The sequence below is a fragment of the Streptomyces sp. NPDC056883 genome (assembly GCF_042788835.1).
Lineage (GTDB): Bacteria > Actinomycetota > Actinomycetes > Streptomycetales > Streptomycetaceae > Streptomyces > Streptomyces stoeckheimensis.
On the sequence record NZ_JBHUBS010000002.1, the window covers coordinates 148,816 to 167,725 of the forward strand.

Here is an 18,910-nt window from a genome sequence, read left to right on the forward strand (position 1 = left end):
CGTGTCACTCCCCGGAGGTGGTCGGGCGGAGCGCGACCAGTTCGGCCAGCTCCGCATCGCTCAGTTCGGTCAGCGCGGCCTCGCCGCCCGTCAGCACGGCGTCGGCCAGGGCGCGTTTGCGCTCGAGGAGTTCCGCGATCCGGTCTTCGACGGTGCCTTCGGCGATGATGCGGTGGACCTGGACGGGCTGGGTCTGGCCGATGCGGTAGGCGCGGTCGGTGGCCTGTTCTTCGACGGCCGGGTTCCACCAGCGGTCGTAGTGGATGACGTGGCCGGCGCGGGTGAGGTTGAGGCCGGTGCCCGCGGCCTTGAGGGAGAGCAGAAAGACGGGGACCTCGCCCGCCTGGAAGCGGTCCACGAGCTCCTCCCGGCGCGGAACTGGTGTGCCTCCGTGCAGCAGTTGGGAGGCGATGCCGCGCGCGGTGAGATGGCGTTCGATGATGCGGGCCATCGTCACGTACTGGGTGAAGACCAGCACCGAGCCGCCCTCGGCCAGGATCGTGTCGAGCAGCTCGTCGAGGAGCTCCAGCTTGCCGGAGACCGCCCCGGTGGACTCCTTCGAACCCTGCGGCTCCTTCGTGTACTGGGCCGGGTGGTTGCAGATCTGCTTGAGCGAGGTGAGCAGTTTGACGACGAGCCCGCGGCGCTCCATCCCGTCCGCCGCGGCGATCGCGGCGAGGGTCTCGCGCACGACCGCCTCGTACAGCCCGGCCTGTTCACGGGTCAGGGACACCGCGTGGTCGGTCTCGGTCTTCGGCGGCAGCTCGGGCGCGATCCCGGGGTCCGACTTCTTGCGGCGGAGCAGGAACGGCCTGACGAGCGCCCCGAGCCGGGCCGCCGCCCGCGGGTCCCGGCCGCTTTCGACCGGCTCGGCGTAGCGCGTGCGGAAGGTGCCGAGGCGGCCGAGGAGGCCGGGCGTGGTCCAGTCGAGGACGGCCCACAGCTCGGACAGGTTGTTCTCGACCGGGGTGCCCGTGAGGGCGACACGGGCCGCCGACGGGATGGTGCGCAGGGCCCTGGCGGTCGAGGAGCGCGGGTTCTTGACGTGCTGGGCCTCGTCCGCGACGACCATGCCCCAGCGCACGGCGGCCAGTCGGGGCGCGTCCAGGCGCATGGTGCCGTAGGTGGTGAGGACGAATCCCGCGGCGGGCCGGTCGGCCGTCCCTTCGAGGTCGCGGCCGGCGCCGTGGAAGCGGCGCACCGGCGTGCCGGGGGCGAACTTCTCGATCTCGCGCTGCCAGTTGCCGAGCAGCGAGGCCGGGCAGACCACCAGCGTCGGGCCCTCGTGCCCGTGCTCCTGGCGGTGCAGGTGCAGGGCGATCAGCGTGACGGTCTTGCCGAGGCCCATGTCGTCGGCGAGGCAGGCGCCGAAGCCGAGCCCGGTGAGGCGGGCGAGCCAGCGCAGGCCGCGCAGCTGGTAGTCGCGCAGGCTCGCGCGGAGGGCGGCCGGGGCTTGTACGTCGGCCTGCGCGTGAGCCTGTAAGTCGGAGTGCTCCGGGGCGGGGTGCTCGGGGTCGGCCGTGAGGAGCGTGCGGAGCCGTTCCAGCGGACCGGTGGCCTCTACGTCGTACCGCGTGCCGCCGAGCTCCGCCGAGCCGGTCAGTACGGCTGCCAGTGCATCGGCGGCCGTCACCTCGCGGTTCTCGCGGGCGAGGGCCCGGGCCCGGCGGGCCGCGGCCGGATCGATCAGGATCCACTGGTCGCGCAGCCGGACCAGGGGCCGCTTCGCCTCGGCGAGCCGGTCCAGTTCATCGGCGGTCAGATCGCCCTGGCCGCTCAGGGCGTAGCGCCAGCCGACGGGGTGCGCGGAGGTGGCGGAGGGCGGCCCCGGCAGGCCGGACGGGCCCGACATGCCCGGCAGGTCGGAGCCGGTGGCGGGCCGGCCCACGACGGCCCGCGCGGTGAGCGTACGGGCGAGCCCGCGCGGCCAGTGCACCTGCACCCCGTCGGCCGCCAGGGCGCCGGCGGCTTCCCCGAGCAGCTCCGCGACCTCCTCGTCGGCGAGGTCCACCGCGTCGGGGACGGCGGCGCCGAGCAGGGGTGCGAGCGGCGGCCACAGGCGGGCGGCGCGGCGCAGGGCCCGGAGGGCGTCCAGGCGGGCACCGGGCGGGAAGGCGGCCGCGGCGGGTCCGGACCCGGCCCAGACGTCGGCTGCGTCCGCGACGAGCGTGGCGTCGGCGAGGCCGTGCATCTGCAGGACGGCGCGGAAGGCGGCGGGCCGGGCGTCCGGGTCCACGTCGATGCGGAGCGAGACGCGGACCCCGGCGTCGTGCCCGGCCGCGACCTCCGCGGCCCAGTCGCGCAGTTCGGGGTGGAGCTGCGGCGGGCGGGCGGCGTAGGCGGAGCCGCCGGCGGCGGCGGGCGCGGCGGGGGAGCGGGGCAGGATGTCGGCGACGGCGTCGAGGAAGGCGCGCAGCAGCGGCTCCGGGGCGGGCAGCCGCGGCGGGACGGCGAGGTCACCATCCCCGGCGGTGCCGGTGCCGGTGCCGGTGTCGGCCGTGGCCCCGCCGTCGCCGAAGCCGATCGGTACGCAGTGCGCGTCGGGCGGCATGGCCGCCGCCAGCTCCCGTACCTCCTCCAGATCGGCGGCGTCCAGCGGCCCGAGCCGCCAGGCGTCGTACCCGGCGGGGCTCAGCCCGGGCAGCAGGAGCCCGCGCGCGGCGAAGCGCAGGGCCAGCAGGGTGGCGGCGCCCCAGAAGGGCGCTGCTCCGGCCGATGCGGCGGACCGGACCCGGGTGAGCAGCGGCAGGGCTTCGGCGAGGGGCAGGACGAGGGCCGGCACGGTGGTGCGCCGCAGGTCGGGCGTGACGATGGTGAGTTGCTCGGGGGTGCCCAGGCCGCCGAGGTGGAGGCTTTCGGCCGGGTCGGGCCGCCAGAAGGCGATCCGGCCCTCGCGGGCCGGATCGGCGGGGAGGAAGACGGTGGAGCAGGGGATGAGGCCGGAGATCGTTGGGAGCACGCATTCCTCAAACTTGACTACCGAATACGGAGTGGCCGAGAGTAACCCACCGACGGCCTCCCCGCCCCGCGGCGACGCGGTGACCCGGATCACGTCCTCGGCCGTTCGCGTGAGCGGGCGTGCGCGAGCCGCCGTGCGCGGGAGGGGCGGCGGACCGGACGAAAACGAGGAGCCGGGAACGCGGGGCCCGGAGCGCGCGTTGTGTGGGGTAGTGGCCTACGGAGAAAGAGGGTGCCGCAGATGTCCACGAGCGGAAAGATCGCGGTTGCCGGTGTGGTGGCAGCCATCGCACTGTTCTGGACGGTCGGGTTCTGGGCCGGACTGCTGGTCCTGATCGGCGTTCCGGTCGCCGCCTACCTGCTGTTGGACTCCTCCCAGCGTCGTAGGCTGCGGGGCATATCCAGGAAGCAGATCGGCCGCTGACGGCGGCAGGGGCAGGGGGGCCAACCATGAGCACGGCGAGCAGAGCGAGCGCGGCAGGCGCGGCGCAGGTCGCGGCGGTCAGCAGCAACGGGGTCTACTCGTTCACCAAGCCCACCCGCGAGAGCATCACGCTCCTCGAGGGGCTCGGGGTCGAGGGCGACGTGCACGCCGGGGTCACGGTCAAGCACCGCTCCCGCGTGGCCCAGGACCCCACGCAGCCGAACCTCCGGCAGGTGCACCTGATCCACCGGGAGCTCTTCGAGGAGGTCGCCGACGCCGGTCACCAGGTCGAGCCGGGGCAGCTCGGGGAGAACGTCACCACCGAAGGCATAGACCTGCTCGCCCTGCCGACCGGCACGTTGCTGCGCCTCGGCGCGGACGCGGTGGTCGAGGTGACCGGGCTGCGCAACCCGTGCCTGCAGATCGACACCTTCCAGCACGGGCTGCTCAAGCAGGTGGTGGGCAGGGACGACGAGGGCAACGTGCTCCGCAAGGCCGGAATCATGGGCGTGGTCCACCGGGGTGGCACCATCCAGCCCGGCGACACCATCGAGGTCACCCTGCCGCCGACTCCCCACGTCCCCCTCGACCGCGTCTGACCGCTCAGCCGAGCCACGCGCGCAGACGCTCGCCGAGCACCACGTCGTGGGGCAGCCGCTCCAGCTCGTGGGCCGTCACGTCCACTCCCTGCTCCCCGAGGACGCCGGCCAGGTAGCCCCAGTGTCCGGCGGCCATCTGCTCCTGCGTCATGCCGTCGAACGGCTCGTCCGGTCCGACCACCGTCCGGGCCGTCTCCGCGATGTCCTCGGGGGAGGTCAGCGCAGGGAGGCCCGAAGGGCCCGAGGTGCTCCAGCCGCGGTCGTCGAGCAACACCACGCTGCGGCCGTCCGCGAGGACGGCCTCCAGCCGTGCCGACACCGACAGCTGCCGAGCGTTCGTGGCGCCGGCGTGCAGATCGGTGTACGTGACCAGACGGGTCACCGCGGTCATGCCGCACTCCTGTCGGCTCGCCCAACGTGCTCACGGAATCTCGGACCCTACACGCGGAGCCCCGCCGCACCCCGCGCGACTCAGTAGTAGTCCCGCATCAGCTCCGTCGCCCATTCCGGCTGGCGGTGCTCGCCGCGCGGGCCGAATTCCGTCATGTACGGCTTGAGGTCGAGCACCGGCGTGCCCGCGACCGCGTCCAGCCCCTCCACGTGCAACTCCGGGCCGTCCGCCGCCAGTACGTCCACCTTCAGGACGCGACAGCGCGAGAGGCCCAGCCGGTTGGGCCGGTTCTTGCCGCGCTGGGCGAAGATGCCGACGAGCGGCCAGTCCGGATTGCCCCGGGGGCGCCGCGCGCCCGTCTCGATCTTGTCCTGTGGCACCCGGTCGAAGTGGAAGACCACCTCGACGTGCGAGAAGTCCTCCAGCCCGTACAGGGCTTCCGGACCGAACCGCTCCCGGTCCAGCCGGATCACCGCCGTCTCCCGCCCCCAGTCGTCGTCGACGACCTCCGAGCGGCCGCCCACCACCATGCCCACCGGGACCACTTCCACCGGATCCATCAGCGCATCCTCCCCCTCACACCCAGCCCGTCCATCGAACACCCCGCACGCGGCTCACCCGGGCCTTGCGTCGCACCGCACCCCTGCTGGGCCCCGCCCCGCCCGCCCCGCCCGCCCCGCTCAGGCAGGCCGCACGGCCACCCGGTCCAGCGCCGCCAGCAGCTCCGACAGCTCCGGAAGCTCCCCCTGGGCCTCGTGCGGTACGGCCAGCACCTCGCTCGGCTCCTCGTCGAGCAGGACGAAGGCGGCCCCGTCGGTGCGGGCCACCAGGGACCACCCGGGCCCGTCGACGCGCAGCGTCCGCGCCTCGTCGCCCGCGAAGGACGACCGCACCCTGCCGGGCGGCGGCGGGCTCTGCGTATACGCCAGAGCCTGCTCCAAAGCCCGCGCCAGCCCCGGGTGCGCGGCCGCGGCGGCCCCGCCGTCCGTGGCCACGCGCTCGCTCCAGTCGGCCCACTCCCGGGCGATCTGGTCGGCGCCCATCCGCCGCTGCACCGGCCCCCAGGTCTCGGCCGACGGCGGGGCCAGCGGCACCCGCCCCGTGCCGTCCGCACCCTGCTCGGGATCGTGCGGATCGGGGATCCCGGCCGTGGCCACCGCGAGCGCCAGGGGCCAGCCCGCCAGCGAGACCACGATGGACCGTTCGTCGGGGGACAGGTCGTACTCCATCCCGCAGTCCCACGAGGCGATGGCCATGGCCACGAGCGAGACGTCGTCGACCACGACCGTCCAGCGCGCGCCTTCCTCGTCCTGCCCCAGCACCAGGCCGTACCCGGCGGCCGCCGGCGGCACGCCGAGCAGCGAGCAGGCCTCGGGGTAGTCGTCACCCAGGATGCTCGGGAACTGCGCGGGGGTCAGCAGCACGGCGGTCAGCACGTACAGCGACCCGCCGTCCTCCTCTTCGGACACGTGGCCTCCCGGTCGTTCTCTCGTCGGCGCACCCTAACCAGCGAGTAACCACCGCGTCGAGAGCTGGCGGGAGGCGATTTCCAAGCCGCTCACCTGCACGGCCGGTGCGTGGCCGGTGCCCGGCTCGGGCGGATGCCCCGTACGGGACCCGCGCCGGTCGGCCGGAGGTCCGGCTCACGCTCCGGGCCGGTCCGGACCGGCTTGGCGGGCTCCGGGCAAGTGGCCGACGTAAAGGATGCGTCGGTCGTGATCAGGGGGTGCGGACCGCCAGCGCGAGGAAGCGGGAGTCCTCGTCGGCGTACGAGGTCATCCGCCAGCCCGAACCGGCCAGCAGCGGGCCCAGGTTGTGCTCGGCGCGCATGTCGTCCGGGGTCAGTTCGCGGCCGTGGCGCGCCGCGAGGGCCGCCCGCCCGATCGGGTGGAACAGCGCGAGCCGGCCGCCCGGGCGGACCACCCGGGCGAGCTCGCGCAAGTTGGCCCCGGGGTCGGGCAGATGGGCGATGAGACCGGCGGCGAACACGGCGTCCAGCACCCCGTCGCGCAGCGGCAGCCGGGCCACGTCCGCGAGCAGCAGGGCGCCCTCCGCGTCCCGGCCGGCCTCGTGCGCGGCAGCCAGCATCTGCGGGGTGACATCGGCGCCGAGCACCGTCCCCGACGGTCCGACGGCCGCGCGGAGCGCGGTCAGCGCCCGCCCGGTGCCACATCCCGCGTCGAGCACCCGGTCGCCGGGGCGCAGTTCGAACTCGCCGACGGCGGTCGCGAAGGCGGGCCCGTCGCCGGGGAACTTGCGGTCCCAGCCGGCCGCGCGCGCCCCGAAGAACTCCTGGACGTGGCCACGGTCCCGGGTCTGGTCCTGTGTGCGGTCTTCGCTCATGTGCCCATGATCCCTCACCGGGGCTCCGGCACATGCCTGCGGAACGTGTGCAAGGTGGTACGTGGCGTGATCGAAGATGAACGTATCTCTGTCATATTCCAGCAGTTCCAGTGGCTTTCGAAATGCGGCCCGTGTTCGCTCCCTCACCCGGACTAGCTTCCGTGGCCATGGGACACCTGGACCACGCCGCCTATGGCTGGCTTACCCCCGCGCTGTCATACGTGATGGCTTCGATCGGCGCCGCCCTCGGCCTGCGCTGCACCGTTCGCGCGCTCGCCGCGACGACCGGAACCTCCCGCCGCAACTGGCTCCTCACCGCGGCCTCGGCCATCGGCACCGGGATCTGGACGATGCACTTCGTCGCCATGCTCGGCTTCCACGTCACCGGGACCGAGATCCGCTACAACGTGCCGCTGACCATCCTCAGCCTCCTCGTCGCGATGATCGTCGTCGGCGCCGGGGTCTTCGCCGTCGGCTACGGGAAGGACCGCGGCCGGGCCCTCGTCGTCGGCGGCCTCACCACCGGCCTCGGCGTCGCCAGCATGCACTACCTCGGCATGGCGGCCCTGCGCCTGCACGGCTCGGTCTCCTACGAGCCGCTCACCGTCGGGCTCTCCGTCGCCATCGCGGTCGTCGCGGCCACGGCGGCCCTGTGGGCGGCCCTCAACATCAAGTCCCCGGTGGCCGTCGCCGTCGCCTCGCTCGTGATGGGCGGCGCCGTCAGCAGCATGCACTACACCGGCATGCTCGCGGTCGCCGTCGAGGTCACCCCCTCGGACGCGGCCCTGCCGGGCGCCACCGCCATGCAGTTCATCTTCCCGCTCGCCGTCGGCCTCGGCTCCTACCTCTTCATCACCTCCGCGTTCGTCGCCCTCTCACCGACCGCCGACGAGCGGGAGGCCTCCGCGATGGCCTCCGCCGACCTGCGCCTGGGAGAGCGGGCCGCCACCGCCCCCACCGGCTGAGGCCCGGCCGCCGTCCGGCCGCCGCCTCGAACGGCGCCCGACCGCCGCCGATACCCGCCGCCACGCCACGCCACCGCCACCGCCCCCGCGACCGTCACGTACGTGCGCACCGCCCGGAACGAGGAGCCCATGCGCAGACCCCGCAGAACACCGGAAGCAGCGGCGTCGCGGCCGCCCGCGCCCGCGCCGGCGGGTGGTCGCGGCAAGGGGCCGGGCCGCCGGGCGCACGCCGGACCGCCCGCCGAGGAGCAGGCGGAGCGCGCCGCCTCCGACGTGCTCGGGGCCATACCCGGCGGGGCCGGGGGCGGTGGCCGCGGTCCGCGCCTGCGGCTGCGCCCCGCCACCGTCCGAGCGAAGATCGTCTCGCTGCTGATGGTGCCGGTGGTCTCCCTGCTCGCCCTCTGGGCCTTCGCGACCGTCGACGCGGCCCAGGACGTCGCCCGCCTCAGCCGCGCCCAGCGCGTCGACCGTGAGCTCCGGGCACCGGTCGAGGCCGCCGTCACCGCCCTGCAGGCCGAACGGCGTACGGCCGTACGGCTGCTGGCCGACCCCACCGCCGGCCAGGCGGCCGCCGCCCAGGCACCCGGCCAGGCCGCCGCCCTGGACGAACAGGCACGCCGCACCGACGGCGCCGTACGGGCCCTGCGGCTCGGCGACCGCAACACCGTGGCCGACTCCGGCGACTACCGCTCCGACATCGTCATCCGGCTGCGCGAGTTCGTCGCCGCCGCCGAGGGACTGGGGCCGGCGCGCAAGGACGTCGCCGGGCACCGGGCCACCCCGGAAGCGGCGTACGCGACGTACACCCGGGTGATCGACGCGGCGCTGGAGGTCGGCGGGGCCCTCTCCGGAGGAGGCCAGGACGCCGAACTGGGCGTCGACGCCCGGGTCCTGCTGGAGTTCGCGCGGGCCGGGGAACAGCTGTCGAGGGAGGACGCCCTGCTGACGGCGCCGGGGCCGCGCACCGCCGAAACGCTTCGCCGGCTGACCGGCGCGGTCGAGACCCGTCGGGCCCTGACGGCCACCGCGGCCCGGGACCTGCCCGGCGCACAGCAGGACGCCTGGCAGTCCGTGGCCAAGAGCGCCGCCTACGCCGACCTCACCGGGGCCGAGGACCGGGCGCTGGCCGCCGCGGCCGGTGCCGGGACCGCCGGCCCGCCCCCCGGCTGGGAGGCGGCCTACACCTCCGTCGCCGGCTCGATGCGGGAGATCGCGGACGCCGCCCACGCGGCATCCGCCGACCGCACCGACCCGTTCGGCGCGGGTGCGCTGAGTCCCGCCGGAGCCGCCGTCCTCCTGGGCCTGGCCGCCGTGGCCGCCTCGCTCGTCATCTCGGTCCGCATCGGCCGGGCCCTCGTCGTCGAACTGGTCTCGCTGCGCAACACCGCGCTGGAGATCGCCCACCGCAAACTCCCGCAGGCCATGGACCGGTTGCGGGCCGGGCAGGACATCGACGTGGCCGCCGAGACCCCGCGGGGACCGGCCGCCGACGACGAGATCGCCCAGGTCGGCGAGGCACTGGCCACGGTCCACCGGGCCGCCCTCAGCGCCGCCGTCGAACGCGCCGAACTGGCCAGCGGCGTGAGCGGGGTCTTCGTCAACCTCGCCCGGCGCAGCCAGGTCCTGGTGCACAAGCAGCTCACCCTGCTCGACTCGATGGAACGCCGCGCCGACGACCCGAACGAGCTCGGCGACCTCTTCCGCCTCGACCACCTCACCACCCGCATGCGGCGGCACGCGGAAAGCCTGATCATCCTCTCGGGCGCCGCTCCCGGACGCGCCTGGCGGATGCCGATCCCGCTGACGAACGTCGTACGGGCCGCCGTCTCCGAGATCGAGGACTACCCGCGCGTCGAGGTCCGCCAGCTCGCCGAGGCCGCCGTCGTCGGCGGAGCCGTCGCCGACCTCACCCACCTGCTGGCCGAACTCATCGAGAACGCCACCCAGTTCTCCCCGCCCCACACCAAGGTCCGGGTCAGCGGAGAACCCGTCGGCGCCGGCTACGTCCTGGAGGTGGAGGACCGCGGACTCGGCATGGGCCGCGAATCCCTCCAGGAGGCCAACCGGCGCATCGAGCAATCCGAGGCCCTCGACCTCTTCGACAGCGACCGGCTCGGGCTCTTCGTGGTCAGCCGCCTCTCGGCCCGCCACGGGGTGAAGGTGCACCTGCGCATGTCACCGTACGGCGGCACCACCGCGGTGGTGCTTCTCCCCAACTCCCTGCTCCAGGGCGCCCTGACGGCCGCCTCCCCGCACCCCGAGGAGGAGCACGGCGCAGCTCCGGCCCCGGCCCCTGCGCCGTTGCCGGATCCGGTCGCCGAACCGCTCCGGGAGCGCTACCGGGAGCCGTCCCAGGCCATCAGCGTCGTACGGGACGACGTGCGCGGGGTCCCGGTCCCGGACCGGAGCCCCGTGCGCGAGGAGCCCCGTCCCTCCCCGGTGGCCCCGCTGCGGCCGCGCGGCTCCGCGGGCGCGGTTCCCCGTACGCCCGCCCCGGCGGTCACGGCGGCTCCGGCGACCCCATCGGGCCCATCGGGCCCCTCGGGCCCGGCCGGCTCGGGTCCGGCCGCTTCGGTCACCGAACTGCCGCGCCGGGTCCGGCAGGCGAGCCTCGTTCCGCAGCTGCGCGAGGCCCCCGCTCCCAAGGCCCCGGCCGGGGTCCGGGGGGCGGAGGCACCGCCCGGCCGCAGCCCCGAGCAGGCGCGCGAGCGGATGGCGGCGTACCGGGCGGGCTGGGTGCGGGGCACGCAGGCGAGCGGCGAAGCCGACGCGGACGGTCCGGGCCGCGCGGGCGACGCGGGTGGCATGGGCGGCATGGGCGGCACAGGCAGTACTGGCGAAGGCGAAGGAGCACGGTGATGATCGAACATCAGAGGATCGACCTCGACGGCGTCCGCAGGTCGGGCGAACTCGACTGGCTCCTGGACGACCTCGTGGTCCGGGTGCGCGAGGTACGGCACGCCGTGGTCCTGTCCAACGACGGCCTGGCGGTGGGGGCTTCCAGCGCGCTCAGCCGGGAGGACGCCGAGCACCTGGCGGCCGTGGCCTCCGGCTTCCACAGCCTGGCCAAGGGCGCGGGCCGGCACTTCCACGCCGGGGGCGTGCGCCAGACGATGGTGGAGATGGACGAGGGCTTCCTCTTCGTGGCGGCCGCCGGAGACGGCTCCTGCCTGGCCGTGCTCAGCGGGGCCGGCGCCGACATGGGGCTCATCGCCTACGAGATGGCCCGGCTGGTCAAGCGGGTCGGCGAGCACCTGTACACCCCGGCCCGGTTCGCGGCGCGCCCGCCGGCCGCCGGTTGAGGGCGGCCGCCTTGAGCACGAACGGCCGGTGGTACGACGCCGACGCGGGCCCGCTCGTCCGTCCGTACGCCATGACCGGCGGGCGCACGAAGCCGGGACCCCACGGGGTCCGGTTCGACCTGATCGCGCTGGTGGCCGTGGACCCGGCGGGAACGGACGAGGCGGCCGAGTCGCTGCTGGAACCGGAGCACCGGGCGTTGCTCGGACTGTGCCGGGACGAAACCCAGTCGGTGGCCGAACTCGCGGCGGACGCGGACCTGCCCGTGGGCGTGGTGCGCGTCCTGCTCGGGGACCTGCTGGAGGCCGGGCACGTCAAGGTCAGCCGGCCGGTGCCGCCCGCACAGCTGCCGGACGAGCGGATTCTGCGTGAAGTCATCGAGGGATTGCGAGCTCTGTGATGGGACTGCACCACAACGGGCCGGCGCCGGCCGCCGAGGGCGGCGAGGAACTGGCCGCGCTCGCGCTGAAGATACTCGTGGCGGGCGGCTTCGGCGTCGGCAAGACGACCCTGGTCGGCTCGGTCAGCGAGATCCGGCCCCTGAGGACGGAGGAGCTGCTCAGCGAGGCCGGTGAGCTCGTCGACGACACGGGCGGCGTGGACCAGAAGACGACGACCACCGTGGCGATGGACTTCGGGCGGATCACGATCAGGTCGGGGCTGTCGCTGTACCTGTTCGGGACCCCGGGGCAGGACCGGTTCTGGTTCCTGTGGGACGAGTTGTCCCAGGGGGCGCTGGGCGCGGTGGTCCTCGCCGACACGCGGCGGCTGGAGGACTGCTTCCCGGCCGTGGACTACTTCGAGCACCGGAAGATCCCGTTCGTGGTGGCCGTCAACTGCTTCGCGAACGCGCGGCGGTACGCCTCGAACGAGGTCGCGCGGGCGCTGGACCTGGATCAGGGGACGCCGGTGGTGCTGTGCGACGCACGGGACAAGGACTCGGGGAAGGAAGTGCTGATCCGGCTGGTGGAGTACGCGGGACGGGTGCACACGGCGCGGTTGCTGGAGTCGGTGGAGCCGCGGGCCGATTCGGTGTGAACCGGCCCGCGGCGTGGCGGTGTTGCGGGGTCGGCGGTGCGGGATTCGTGCGGCGGATGCCGTCAGTCGGCCACGCCGGCAGCCGAGATCACCTTGTCGATGGAGACGCGCACGAGGAGCTCGCCGGGAACGGCGTTGCGGCGGCCGAAGGCCTCGCCGTGCTCCTCTCCCATGTAGCGGGCGCCGATCCTGGTCGACCAGGGGAGCATCGCGTCCAGGTCCTCGCTGATCTCGGCCCGGCCCTGGAGGACGACGTAGGAGAAGGGGGGCCGGTCGTCGTCCACGCAGAGGGCGACGCGGCCGTCGCGGGCCAGATTGCGCCCCTTGACGGTGTCCTTCCCGGTGTTGAACACGAAGGAGTCGCCGTCGAGAACGAACCAGATGGGAGCGATGTGGGGGCTTCCGTCCTCGCGGACGGTGGACAGTTTCCCGGTGCGGGTGGAGTGGGAGACGAACGCCCGCCATTCCTCTTGAGTCATCTTCTTCACCATGGGTCCATCCTCCTTGCCGGAAAGCCGCTGGTGGGGAAGGCTGGCGGCACGACTATGCGGGGTGGGGCGCGGCCGGTTCGGCCGCGTCGACGGGGAGGGACTGTATATGGCGCTGGACAAGCAGCTGGACTGGCTGCTGGACGACTTGACGCGGCGGGTGCAGCAGGTGCGGCACGCGGTGGTGCTCTCCAACGACGGCCTGGTGACGGGCGCGAGCGCGGGACTGGCACGGGAGGACGCGGAGCACCTGGCGGCGGTCGCGGCGGGGCTGCAGAGCCTGGCGAAGGGCTCGGGGCGGCACTTCCGGGCGGGTGAGGTCCGTCAGACGATGGTCGAGTACGACGACGGGGTCCTGTTCGTCATGGCGGCGGGTGCGGGCAGTTGCCTGTGCGTGCTGAGCGCCTCCGAGGCCGATATCGGGCACGTGGCGTACGAGATGACGCTGCTGGTCAACCGGGTGGGGGAGCACCTGGGTGTCGCGGAGCGGCGGATCACCGGCGGCTAGGGAGGGCGGCGGCTGAGGGGGCGGTGATTGCGCGCTTTCCGGGTTGTCCACAGGCGCTGCGGGATGTCGTAGCTCTGAGTTACGTTCTTCACACACAGTAATCACTCTGGTGGGGAGAGCGTGATGACGCAGATGACACAGGCGACGCAGATGGCACAGATGACACCGATGGTGCAGGCGGCGCAGACGGTGGAGTCTGTGCCCGCAGGGTGCGCAGAGGTCGCCGGGCTGATCGGCGGCGGGCGAGCCGCCGAGGAACTGGGGCTGAGCCGCAGCGAGTTCGCCCGCGCCGTGCAGCTGGGTCTGGTGCGGGCGGGACCCCAGGGGCCCGCCGGGGCCGCGCGGTACACCCGGACCGAGCTCGACCGGGTCCGGTCGGCCGAGGGGTTCCCGGACGCGCTGCGCGAGCGGGTGGAGACGGTCGCGGGTGCGGAGGCGGCAGCCGCGGTTCTTGGGGTCGGCCCCAGCCGGTTCACCCGGCTCGCACGCTGCGGCCACCTCACTCCGGTGGGATACCGGATCAACCGCTACCGGGCGGTGGTGTGGCTCTATCTGACCGCGGATCTACGGGACTTCGCTGCCCGCGAGCCCGGAATGCTGCGGGGGAGCGCCCCGTCGGCGGACCGGGAGCTGATGGCGGCCAGGGCCGATCTGCGCCCCCGGAAGTGGCGCGAACGGCACGTCGGGCTGTTGCTGAGACGGACCGCCGACCCCTGGGAGCGGGCTGCCGTACTGGCCTCCGTGCTCCCCGAGGACGACGTGCGCGCGATCGTGCCCGACGCGGCGGAGCGCATCCTGCTCGGGGCGCTCGCCCCGCCCCTGCCCTACGGGCACCCGCAGGTTCCGGCGGCCGCCGAGGTGGCGACCCGGCTGCTGCGGGCCGGGTCACCGGACGAGACCGGCTGGTACCGCACCAGCCTCGACTTCGCCCTGACCGGAGCGAGGGGTCAGTCGAAGTCGACGGGGGAGAGGGGGCCCACGTAGACCCAGGCCCCGTTGTCCCGGGCGAAGGAACTGTGCTCGTGCAGGGAGCCGGTGTGCCGGCCCTCGCGGTAGTGCGCCCGGAATTCCACCGAGCCCTCCGTCTCGAACATCCCGCCGCGCTCGGTGGCCAGGATCTCCAGCCGTTCCCAGCGCTGCCCGGGATCCAGGTCGAGCACGCCCGGCCGGGTCGACGGGTGCCAGGAGCGCAGGAGATAGGCGGTGTCGCCGACGGCGAAGGCGCTGAAGCGGGAGCGCATCAGCAGCTCGGCGGTGGGAGCCTGCCGCTCGCCGGAGTGGAAGCGGCCGCAGCACTCCGAGTAGGCGGCGGGCAGCCCGCAGGGGCAGGGGACTGCTGGAGCGGGAGCCGGAGTGGGCATGGAAGCACTCAGTTCTTCGGGGAGGGGAGGGACTACTGCGGGGACACGGCCGGCTTGGAGGCCTTGGCGCCGTACGGGCGGAAGAGACCTTCCTGGACCACCGACACCAGCAGCTTGCCCTCGAGGTCGTAGATGCGGCCGCGTGCCAGGCCCCGGCCGCCGTGCGCGATGGGCGACTCCTGGTCGTACAGGAACCACTCGTCGGCCCGGAACGGCCGGTGGAACCACATGGCGTGGTCGAGGGAGGCCATGTCGAAACCGCGCATGCCCCACAGGGGCTCCACGGGGATGCGCACGGCGTCGAGGAGGGTCATGTCACTGGCGTAGGTGAGGGCGCAGGTGTGCACGAGCGGGTCGTCGCCCAGCGGGCCGACGGCGCGCATCCACACCGCGCTGCGCGGATCGGCGTCCTTGAGATCCTCGGGGGTCCAGCGGAGCCGGTCCACGTAGCGGATGTCGAAGGGCTGGCGGCGGGCCATCCGCTCCAGCGCCTCCGGCAGCGTGCCCAGGTGCTCGCGGATCTCGTCCACGACCTTCGGAAGCGTGTCCGGGTGCGGGAAGTCGAGGCGGGGAGGCAGCTGGTGCTCGATGCTGCCCTCCTCCGGCTGATGGAAGGAGGCGGTCAGATTGAAGATGGTCTTGCCCTGCTGGACCGCGGTGACCCGGCGGGTGGTGAAGGAGCGCCCGTCGCGCACCCGCTCCACCTGGTACACGATCGGCACTCCGGGGATGCCGGGGCGCAGGAAGTACGAATGGAGGGAGTGGACGGGCCGGTCGCCCTCCGTGGTGCGGCCGGCCGCCACCAGCGCCTGGCCGGCGACCTGGCCGCCGAAGACGCGCTGGAGGGACTCCTGGGGGCTGGCGCCCCGGAAGATGTTGACCTCGATCTGCTCCAGGTCGAGCAGATCGACCAGCCTCTCGGCGGGGTTCGTCATCAGAGGATCTCCACTGTCGGGCCCGGCGGCCGGGCAGGCGCCGGCCGGTTGCGGGTCGGGGGTCGGTTACGGGTCGGGTGCCCGCCCGGACGGAGCCGGGAGGAGGTCAGAGCTGGCCGAGCTCGCCGACCGAGGTGACGCGCAGGACCGCCCGGCCCTCCTCGTCGGAGGCGGCGAGGTCCACCTCGGCGCTGATGCCCCAGCCATGGTCCCCGTTGGGGTCGGCGAAGGTCTGCCGGACGCGCCACAGGCCGTGCGCCGGGTCCTCCTCGATCTGGAGCAGCTTGGGGCCGCGCGCGTCGGGGCCCGTGCTCAGGTCGTCGTACTCGTCCCAGTAGCCGTCCATGGCCTCGCCCCAGGCGTCGGCGTCCCAGCCGGAGTCGCCGTCCAGCTCGCCCAGCACGTTGACGTGGTCCAGGGCCGCCAGCTCGACCCGGCGGAACATCGCGTTGCGGACCAGGACGCGGAAGGCGCGGGCGTTCGCGGTGACCGGCTTGACCTGGTCGGCCTTCTCCTGGGCCTGCTCCGCCGTCTCCACCTCCGGGTTCGCCAGCTGCTCCCACTCGTCGAGCAGGCTGGAGTCGACCTGGCGGACCAGCTCGCCGAGCCACTCGATCAGGTCCTGGAGGTCCTCGGACTTGAGGTCGTCGGGGATGGTGTGGTCCAGCGCCTTGAAGGCGCTCGCCAGGTAGCGCAGCACGATGCCCTCGGTGCGCGCCAGCTCGTAGTACGAGGTGAACTCGGTGAAGGTCATCGCGCGTTCGTACATGTCGCGGATGATCGACTTCGGGGAGACGGGGTGGTCGCGGACCCACGGGTGGCTCTTGCTGTACACGTCGTAGGCGTGCAGGAGCAGCTCTTCGAGGGGCTTGGGATAGGTGATCTCCTGGAGCCGCTCCATCCGCTCCTCGTACTCGACCCCGTCGGCCTTCATCGCGCCCACGGCCATGCCGCGTTCCTTGTTCTGCTGGGCGGCCAGGATCTGGCGCGGGTCGTCCAGCGTGGACTCCACCACCGAGACCATGTCCAGCGCGTAGGAAGGGGACTCCGGGTCCAGCAGGTCGAAGGAGGCCAGCGCGAAGGTGGACAGCGGCTGGTTCAGCGCGAAGTCCTGCTGGAGGTCGACCGTCAGCCGGATCGTGCGGCCCTCGGCGTCCGGGGTGTCGAGCTTCTCGACGACACCGCCGTCCAGCAGCGAGCGGTAGATGGCGATGGCCCGGCGGATGTGGCGCAGCTGGGCCTTGCGCGGCTCGTGGTTGTCCTCGAGCAGGTGGCGCATCGCCTTGAAGGCGTCGCCGGGCCGGGCGATGACCGACAGGAGCATGATGTTGGTGACCTTGAAGCGCGAGGTCAGCGCCTCCGGGTCGGCGGCGATGAGCTTCTCGAAGGTGGTGTCCGACCAGGCCACGAAGCCCTCGGGGGCCTTCTTGCGGACCACCTTGCGGCGCTTCTTCGGGTCGTCGCCCGCCTTGGCGAGGGCCTTCTCGTTCTCGATGACGTGCTCGGGCGCCTGGGCCACCACATAGCCGGCGGTGTCGAAGCCGGCCCGGCCGGCGCGGCCGGCGATCTGGTGGAACTCGCGGGCGCGCAGCGTGCGGACCCGGGTGCCGTCGTACTTGGTCAGCGCCGTGAACAGCACGGTGCGGATCGGGACGTTGACGCCGACGCCGAGGGTGTCGGTGCCGCAGATGACCTTCAGCAGACCGGCCTGGGCCAGCTTCTCCACCAGGCGGCGGTACTTGGGCAGCATGCCCGCGTGGTGCACGCCGATGCCGTGGCGGACGTACCGCGAGAGGTTCTGGCCGAACTTGGTGGTGAAGCGGAAGTTGCCGATCAGCTCGGCGATCTTGTCCTTCTCCTCGCGGGTGCACATGTTGATGCTCATCAGCGACTGCGCCCGCTCGACCGCCTGGGCCTGGGTGAAGTGCACGATGTAGACCGGCGCCTGCCGGGTCTCCAGCAGCTCGGTGATGGTGTCGGTGATCGGCGTCGTGACGTACTCGTACGACAGCGGGACGGGCCGGGTCGCGGAGCGGACCACCGAGGTGGGCCGGCCGGTGCGCCGGGTCAGGTCCTCCTCGAACCGCTTCATGTCGCCGAGCGTCGCCGACATCAGGACGAACTGCGCCTGCGGCAGCTCCAGGATCGGGATCTGCCAGGCCCAGCCGCGGTCCGGTTCCGCGTAGAAGTGGAACTCGTCCATCACGACCTGGCCGATGTCGGCGTACTTGCCGTCGCGCAGGGCGATCGAGGCCAGCACCTCGGCGGTGCAGCAGATCACCGGGGCGTCCGAGTTCACCGAGGCGTCGCCGGTCAGCATGCCGACGTTCTCGGTGCCGAAGAGCTTGCACAGGTCGAAGAACTTCTCCGAGACCAGCGCCTTGATCGGCGCGGTGTAGAAGGTGACCTTGTCCTGGGCCAGGGCCGTGAAGTGCGCGCCCGCCGCCACCAGGCTCTTGCCGGAGCCGGTCGGGGTGGACAGGATCACGTTCGCGCCGGTGACCACCTCCATCAGCGCCTCCTCCTGAGCCGGGTACAGGGTGATGCCCTGGTCCTCCGCCCACGAGGAGAAAGCCTCGAAGAGGGCGTCGGGGTCGGCGTTCGGCGGGAGCTGATCAATGAGGGTCACACCCCCCATCTTGCCTGGCTTCCCCCCGGATCAGGGAACCGGCGGACAGAAGGAAGATCATCGACGGTACGCTGTGCCGTCGATGCGGCCCGAACGACACCGTCAACAGGGCCCGACCAGCACACCACCGGGGCGGGGAACGACCATGATGGGTCCGGCGCACTCACTGTCCGGGGCAGCGGCCTGGCTGGGGGTGGGCGCCGCGGCGGCCGCCTACGGGCACCCGATGCCCTGGCCCGTCCTCGTCGTCGGCGCGCTGATCTGCGCCGGAGCCGCCCTCGCCCCCGACCTGGACCACAAGTCGGCGACGATCTCCCGCGCCTTCGGTCCGCTCTCCCGGGGCCTGTGCGAGGTGGTCGACAAGATCTCCTACGGGGTCTACAAAGCCACCCGGGCCCCGCGCGACGCCCGCCGCACCGGGGGCCACCGCACCCTGACCCACACCTGGCTCTGGGCCGTCCTGATCGGCGCCGGTTCCTCAGCGATCGCCGTCACCGCGGACCGGTGGGGCGTCCTCGCGCTCCTCTTCATCCACCTGGTCCTCGCCGTCGAAGGCCTGCTGTGGCGGGCCGCCCGCATGTCCAGCGACGTCCTGGTCTGGCTGCTCGGCGCGACCAGCGCCTGGATACTGGCCGGCGTGCTCGACCAGCCCGGCAACGGCTCCGACTGGCTCTTCACCGCCCCCGGCCAGGAATACCTGTGGCTCGGCCTGCCCATCGTGCTCGGCGCCCTGGTCCACGACATCGGCGACGCGCTGACCGTCTCCGGCTGCCCGATCCTGTGGCCCCTGCCCATCGCGGGCAAGCGCTGGTACCCGATCGGCCCGCCGAAGATGATGCGCTTCCGCGCCGGCAGCTGGGTCGAGCTCAAGGTCCTCATGCCGGTCTTCATGCTGCTCGGCGGAGTCGGCGGAGCCTCGGCCCTCGGCTTCTTCTGACGCCCGGACCATCTGATGGCCCGACCGCCCGACC

Annotated in this window: 19 protein-coding genes; 10 read left to right on the forward strand and 9 right to left on the reverse strand. The window is 73.2% G+C overall.

The features are described from left to right. Positions 1–4: 4 nt before the first annotated feature. Positions 5–2,959: an SNF2-related protein gene (locus tag ACFRU2_RS06030; RefSeq protein WP_382968168.1), complete on the reverse strand. Its 2,955-nt coding sequence runs from the start codon at positions 2,957–2,959 to the stop codon at positions 5–7. 240 nt (positions 2,960–3,199) lie between these two features. Between ACFRU2_RS06030 and ACFRU2_RS06035 the strand changes: the two genes are divergently transcribed. Next, positions 3,200–3,382 (forward strand): hypothetical protein, encoded by a 183-nt coding sequence (locus ACFRU2_RS06035; RefSeq protein WP_250745025.1) that lies wholly within the window; start codon positions 3,200–3,202, stop codon positions 3,380–3,382. Positions 3,383–3,408: 26 nt separating this feature from the next. Next, positions 3,409–3,981 (forward strand): MOSC domain-containing protein, encoded by a 573-nt coding sequence (locus ACFRU2_RS06040; RefSeq protein ID WP_382968171.1) that lies wholly within the window; start codon positions 3,409–3,411, stop codon positions 3,979–3,981. A gap of 4 nt (positions 3,982–3,985) precedes the next feature. Here ACFRU2_RS06040 and ACFRU2_RS06045 read toward each other — a convergent pair whose 3' ends face one another. From ACFRU2_RS06045 to ACFRU2_RS06060, 4 genes are all read right to left on the reverse strand, one after another. Further along, positions 3,986–4,372, reverse strand: a complete 387-nt coding sequence (locus ACFRU2_RS06045; RefSeq protein WP_382968174.1) for a hypothetical protein — start codon at positions 4,370–4,372, stop codon at positions 3,986–3,988. An 80-nt stretch (positions 4,373–4,452) separates the two neighbouring features. Beyond that, positions 4,453–4,932 (reverse strand): SAM-dependent methyltransferase, encoded by a 480-nt coding sequence (locus ACFRU2_RS06050; RefSeq protein ID WP_382968176.1) that lies wholly within the window; start codon positions 4,930–4,932, stop codon positions 4,453–4,455. Positions 4,933–5,052: 120 nt separating this feature from the next. After that, positions 5,053–5,841 (reverse strand): hypothetical protein, encoded by a 789-nt coding sequence (locus ACFRU2_RS06055; protein ID WP_382968178.1) that lies wholly within the window; start codon positions 5,839–5,841, stop codon positions 5,053–5,055. Between the two features lie 250 nt (positions 5,842–6,091). Beyond that, positions 6,092–6,715 carry a class I SAM-dependent methyltransferase gene (locus tag ACFRU2_RS06060; protein ID WP_382968180.1) on the reverse strand — a complete coding sequence of 208 codons (624 nt, stop codon included), beginning with the start codon at positions 6,713–6,715 and terminating at the stop codon, positions 6,092–6,094. Between the two features lie 167 nt (positions 6,716–6,882). Here ACFRU2_RS06060 and ACFRU2_RS06065 point away from each other — a divergent pair, with 167 nt between their 5' ends. The 5 genes from ACFRU2_RS06065 to ACFRU2_RS06085 all read left to right on the forward strand — a co-directional run bounded on the left by ACFRU2_RS06065 (position 6,883) and on the right by ACFRU2_RS06085 (position 12,018). Then, positions 6,883–7,680, forward strand: a complete 798-nt coding sequence (locus tag ACFRU2_RS06065) for an MHYT domain-containing protein (RefSeq protein ID WP_382968182.1) — start codon at positions 6,883–6,885, stop codon at positions 7,678–7,680. A gap of 129 nt (positions 7,681–7,809) precedes the next feature. Next, positions 7,810–10,539, forward strand: a complete 2,730-nt coding sequence (locus ACFRU2_RS06070) for a nitrate- and nitrite sensing domain-containing protein (protein ID WP_382968184.1) — start codon at positions 7,810–7,812, stop codon at positions 10,537–10,539. Next, complete coding sequence (locus tag ACFRU2_RS06075; protein WP_243340590.1) at positions 10,539–10,982, forward strand: roadblock/LC7 domain-containing protein; 444 nt, start codon at positions 10,539–10,541, stop codon at positions 10,980–10,982. The genes ACFRU2_RS06070 and ACFRU2_RS06075 overlap by 1 nt, the downstream gene beginning before the upstream one ends. Before the next feature lie 11 nt (positions 10,983–10,993). Next, positions 10,994–11,380, forward strand: coding sequence for a DUF742 domain-containing protein (locus ACFRU2_RS06080; RefSeq protein WP_382968186.1), 387 nt, complete (start codon positions 10,994–10,996; stop codon positions 11,378–11,380). Beyond that, positions 11,380–12,018, forward strand: a complete 639-nt coding sequence (locus ACFRU2_RS06085) for an ATP/GTP-binding protein (protein ID WP_382968188.1) — start codon at positions 11,380–11,382, stop codon at positions 12,016–12,018. Before ACFRU2_RS06080 ends, ACFRU2_RS06085 begins: the two co-directional genes overlap by 1 nt. A 62-nt stretch (positions 12,019–12,080) precedes the next feature. Here the strand turns inward: ACFRU2_RS06085 and ACFRU2_RS06090 are convergent, their stop codons facing one another. Beyond that, positions 12,081–12,509 carry a PPOX class F420-dependent oxidoreductase gene (locus ACFRU2_RS06090; RefSeq protein WP_250745034.1) on the reverse strand — a complete coding sequence of 143 codons (429 nt, stop codon included), beginning with the start codon at positions 12,507–12,509 and terminating at the stop codon, positions 12,081–12,083. 106 nt (positions 12,510–12,615) lie between these two features. Here ACFRU2_RS06090 and ACFRU2_RS06095 point away from each other — a divergent pair, with 106 nt between their 5' ends. Together ACFRU2_RS06095 and ACFRU2_RS06100 are read left to right on the forward strand one after the other, a co-directional pair. Continuing rightward, the gene (locus ACFRU2_RS06095; RefSeq protein WP_243340556.1) at positions 12,616–13,014 is read left to right on the forward strand and encodes a roadblock/LC7 domain-containing protein; all 399 of its coding nucleotides are present in this window, start codon (positions 12,616–12,618) and stop codon (positions 13,012–13,014) included. Between the two features lie 123 nt (positions 13,015–13,137). Next, positions 13,138–13,998: a DUF6397 family protein gene (locus ACFRU2_RS06100; RefSeq protein ID WP_382968191.1), complete on the forward strand. Its 861-nt coding sequence runs from the start codon at positions 13,138–13,140 to the stop codon at positions 13,996–13,998. Here the strand turns inward: ACFRU2_RS06100 and ACFRU2_RS06105 are convergent. The 3 genes from ACFRU2_RS06105 to ACFRU2_RS06115 form a co-directional block, all read right to left on the reverse strand. Further along, positions 13,962–14,375: a YchJ family protein gene (locus tag ACFRU2_RS06105; RefSeq protein ID WP_382968194.1), complete on the reverse strand. Its 414-nt coding sequence runs from the start codon at positions 14,373–14,375 to the stop codon at positions 13,962–13,964. The genes ACFRU2_RS06100 and ACFRU2_RS06105 overlap by 37 nt on opposite strands. 32 nt (positions 14,376–14,407) lie before the next feature. Then, positions 14,408–15,310, reverse strand: coding sequence for an acyl-CoA thioesterase (locus ACFRU2_RS06110; RefSeq protein ID WP_382968196.1), 903 nt, complete (start codon positions 15,308–15,310; stop codon positions 14,408–14,410). A gap of 106 nt (positions 15,311–15,416) precedes the next feature. After that, positions 15,417–17,939 (reverse strand): DEAD/DEAH box helicase, encoded by a 2,523-nt coding sequence (locus ACFRU2_RS06115; RefSeq protein ID WP_382968199.1) that lies wholly within the window; start codon positions 17,937–17,939, stop codon positions 15,417–15,419. Between the two features lie 145 nt (positions 17,940–18,084). Between ACFRU2_RS06115 and ACFRU2_RS06120 the strand changes: the two genes are divergently transcribed. Further along, positions 18,085–18,876: a metal-dependent hydrolase gene (locus ACFRU2_RS06120; protein WP_250745039.1), complete on the forward strand. Its 792-nt coding sequence runs from the start codon at positions 18,085–18,087 to the stop codon at positions 18,874–18,876. Positions 18,877–18,910 lie beyond the last annotated feature (34 nt).

Coding starts and splice junctions, on each gene's coding strand:
- ACFRU2_RS06035 (WP_250745025.1), top strand. CDS start 3,200: ATGTCCACGAGCGGAAAGATCGCGGTTGCCGGTGTGGTGGCAGCCATC.
- ACFRU2_RS06040 (WP_382968171.1), top strand. CDS start 3,409: ATGAGCACGGCGAGCAGAGCGAGCGCGGCAGGCGCGGCGCAGGTCGCG.
- ACFRU2_RS06045 (WP_382968174.1), bottom strand. CDS start 4,372: ATGACCGCGGTGACCCGTCTGGTCACGTACACCGATCTGCACGCCGGC.
- ACFRU2_RS06050 (WP_382968176.1), bottom strand. CDS start 4,932: ATGGATCCGGTGGAAGTGGTCCCGGTGGGCATGGTGGTGGGCGGCCGC.
- ACFRU2_RS06060 (WP_382968180.1), bottom strand. CDS start 6,715: ATGAGCGAAGACCGCACACAGGACCAGACCCGGGACCGTGGCCACGTC.
- ACFRU2_RS06065 (WP_382968182.1), top strand. CDS start 6,883: ATGGGACACCTGGACCACGCCGCCTATGGCTGGCTTACCCCCGCGCTG.
- ACFRU2_RS06070 (WP_382968184.1), top strand. CDS start 7,810: ATGCGCAGACCCCGCAGAACACCGGAAGCAGCGGCGTCGCGGCCGCCC.
- ACFRU2_RS06075 (WP_243340590.1), top strand. CDS start 10,539: ATGATCGAACATCAGAGGATCGACCTCGACGGCGTCCGCAGGTCGGGC.
- ACFRU2_RS06085 (WP_382968188.1), top strand. CDS start 11,380: ATGGGACTGCACCACAACGGGCCGGCGCCGGCCGCCGAGGGCGGCGAG.
- ACFRU2_RS06090 (WP_250745034.1), bottom strand. CDS start 12,509: ATGGTGAAGAAGATGACTCAAGAGGAATGGCGGGCGTTCGTCTCCCAC.
- ACFRU2_RS06095 (WP_243340556.1), top strand. CDS start 12,616: ATGGCGCTGGACAAGCAGCTGGACTGGCTGCTGGACGACTTGACGCGG.
- ACFRU2_RS06100 (WP_382968191.1), top strand. CDS start 13,138: ATGACGCAGATGACACAGGCGACGCAGATGGCACAGATGACACCGATG.
- ACFRU2_RS06105 (WP_382968194.1), bottom strand. CDS start 14,375: ATGCCCACTCCGGCTCCCGCTCCAGCAGTCCCCTGCCCCTGCGGGCTG.
- ACFRU2_RS06110 (WP_382968196.1), bottom strand. CDS start 15,310: ATGACGAACCCCGCCGAGAGGCTGGTCGATCTGCTCGACCTGGAGCAG.
- ACFRU2_RS06120 (WP_250745039.1), top strand. CDS start 18,085: ATGATGGGTCCGGCGCACTCACTGTCCGGGGCAGCGGCCTGGCTGGGG.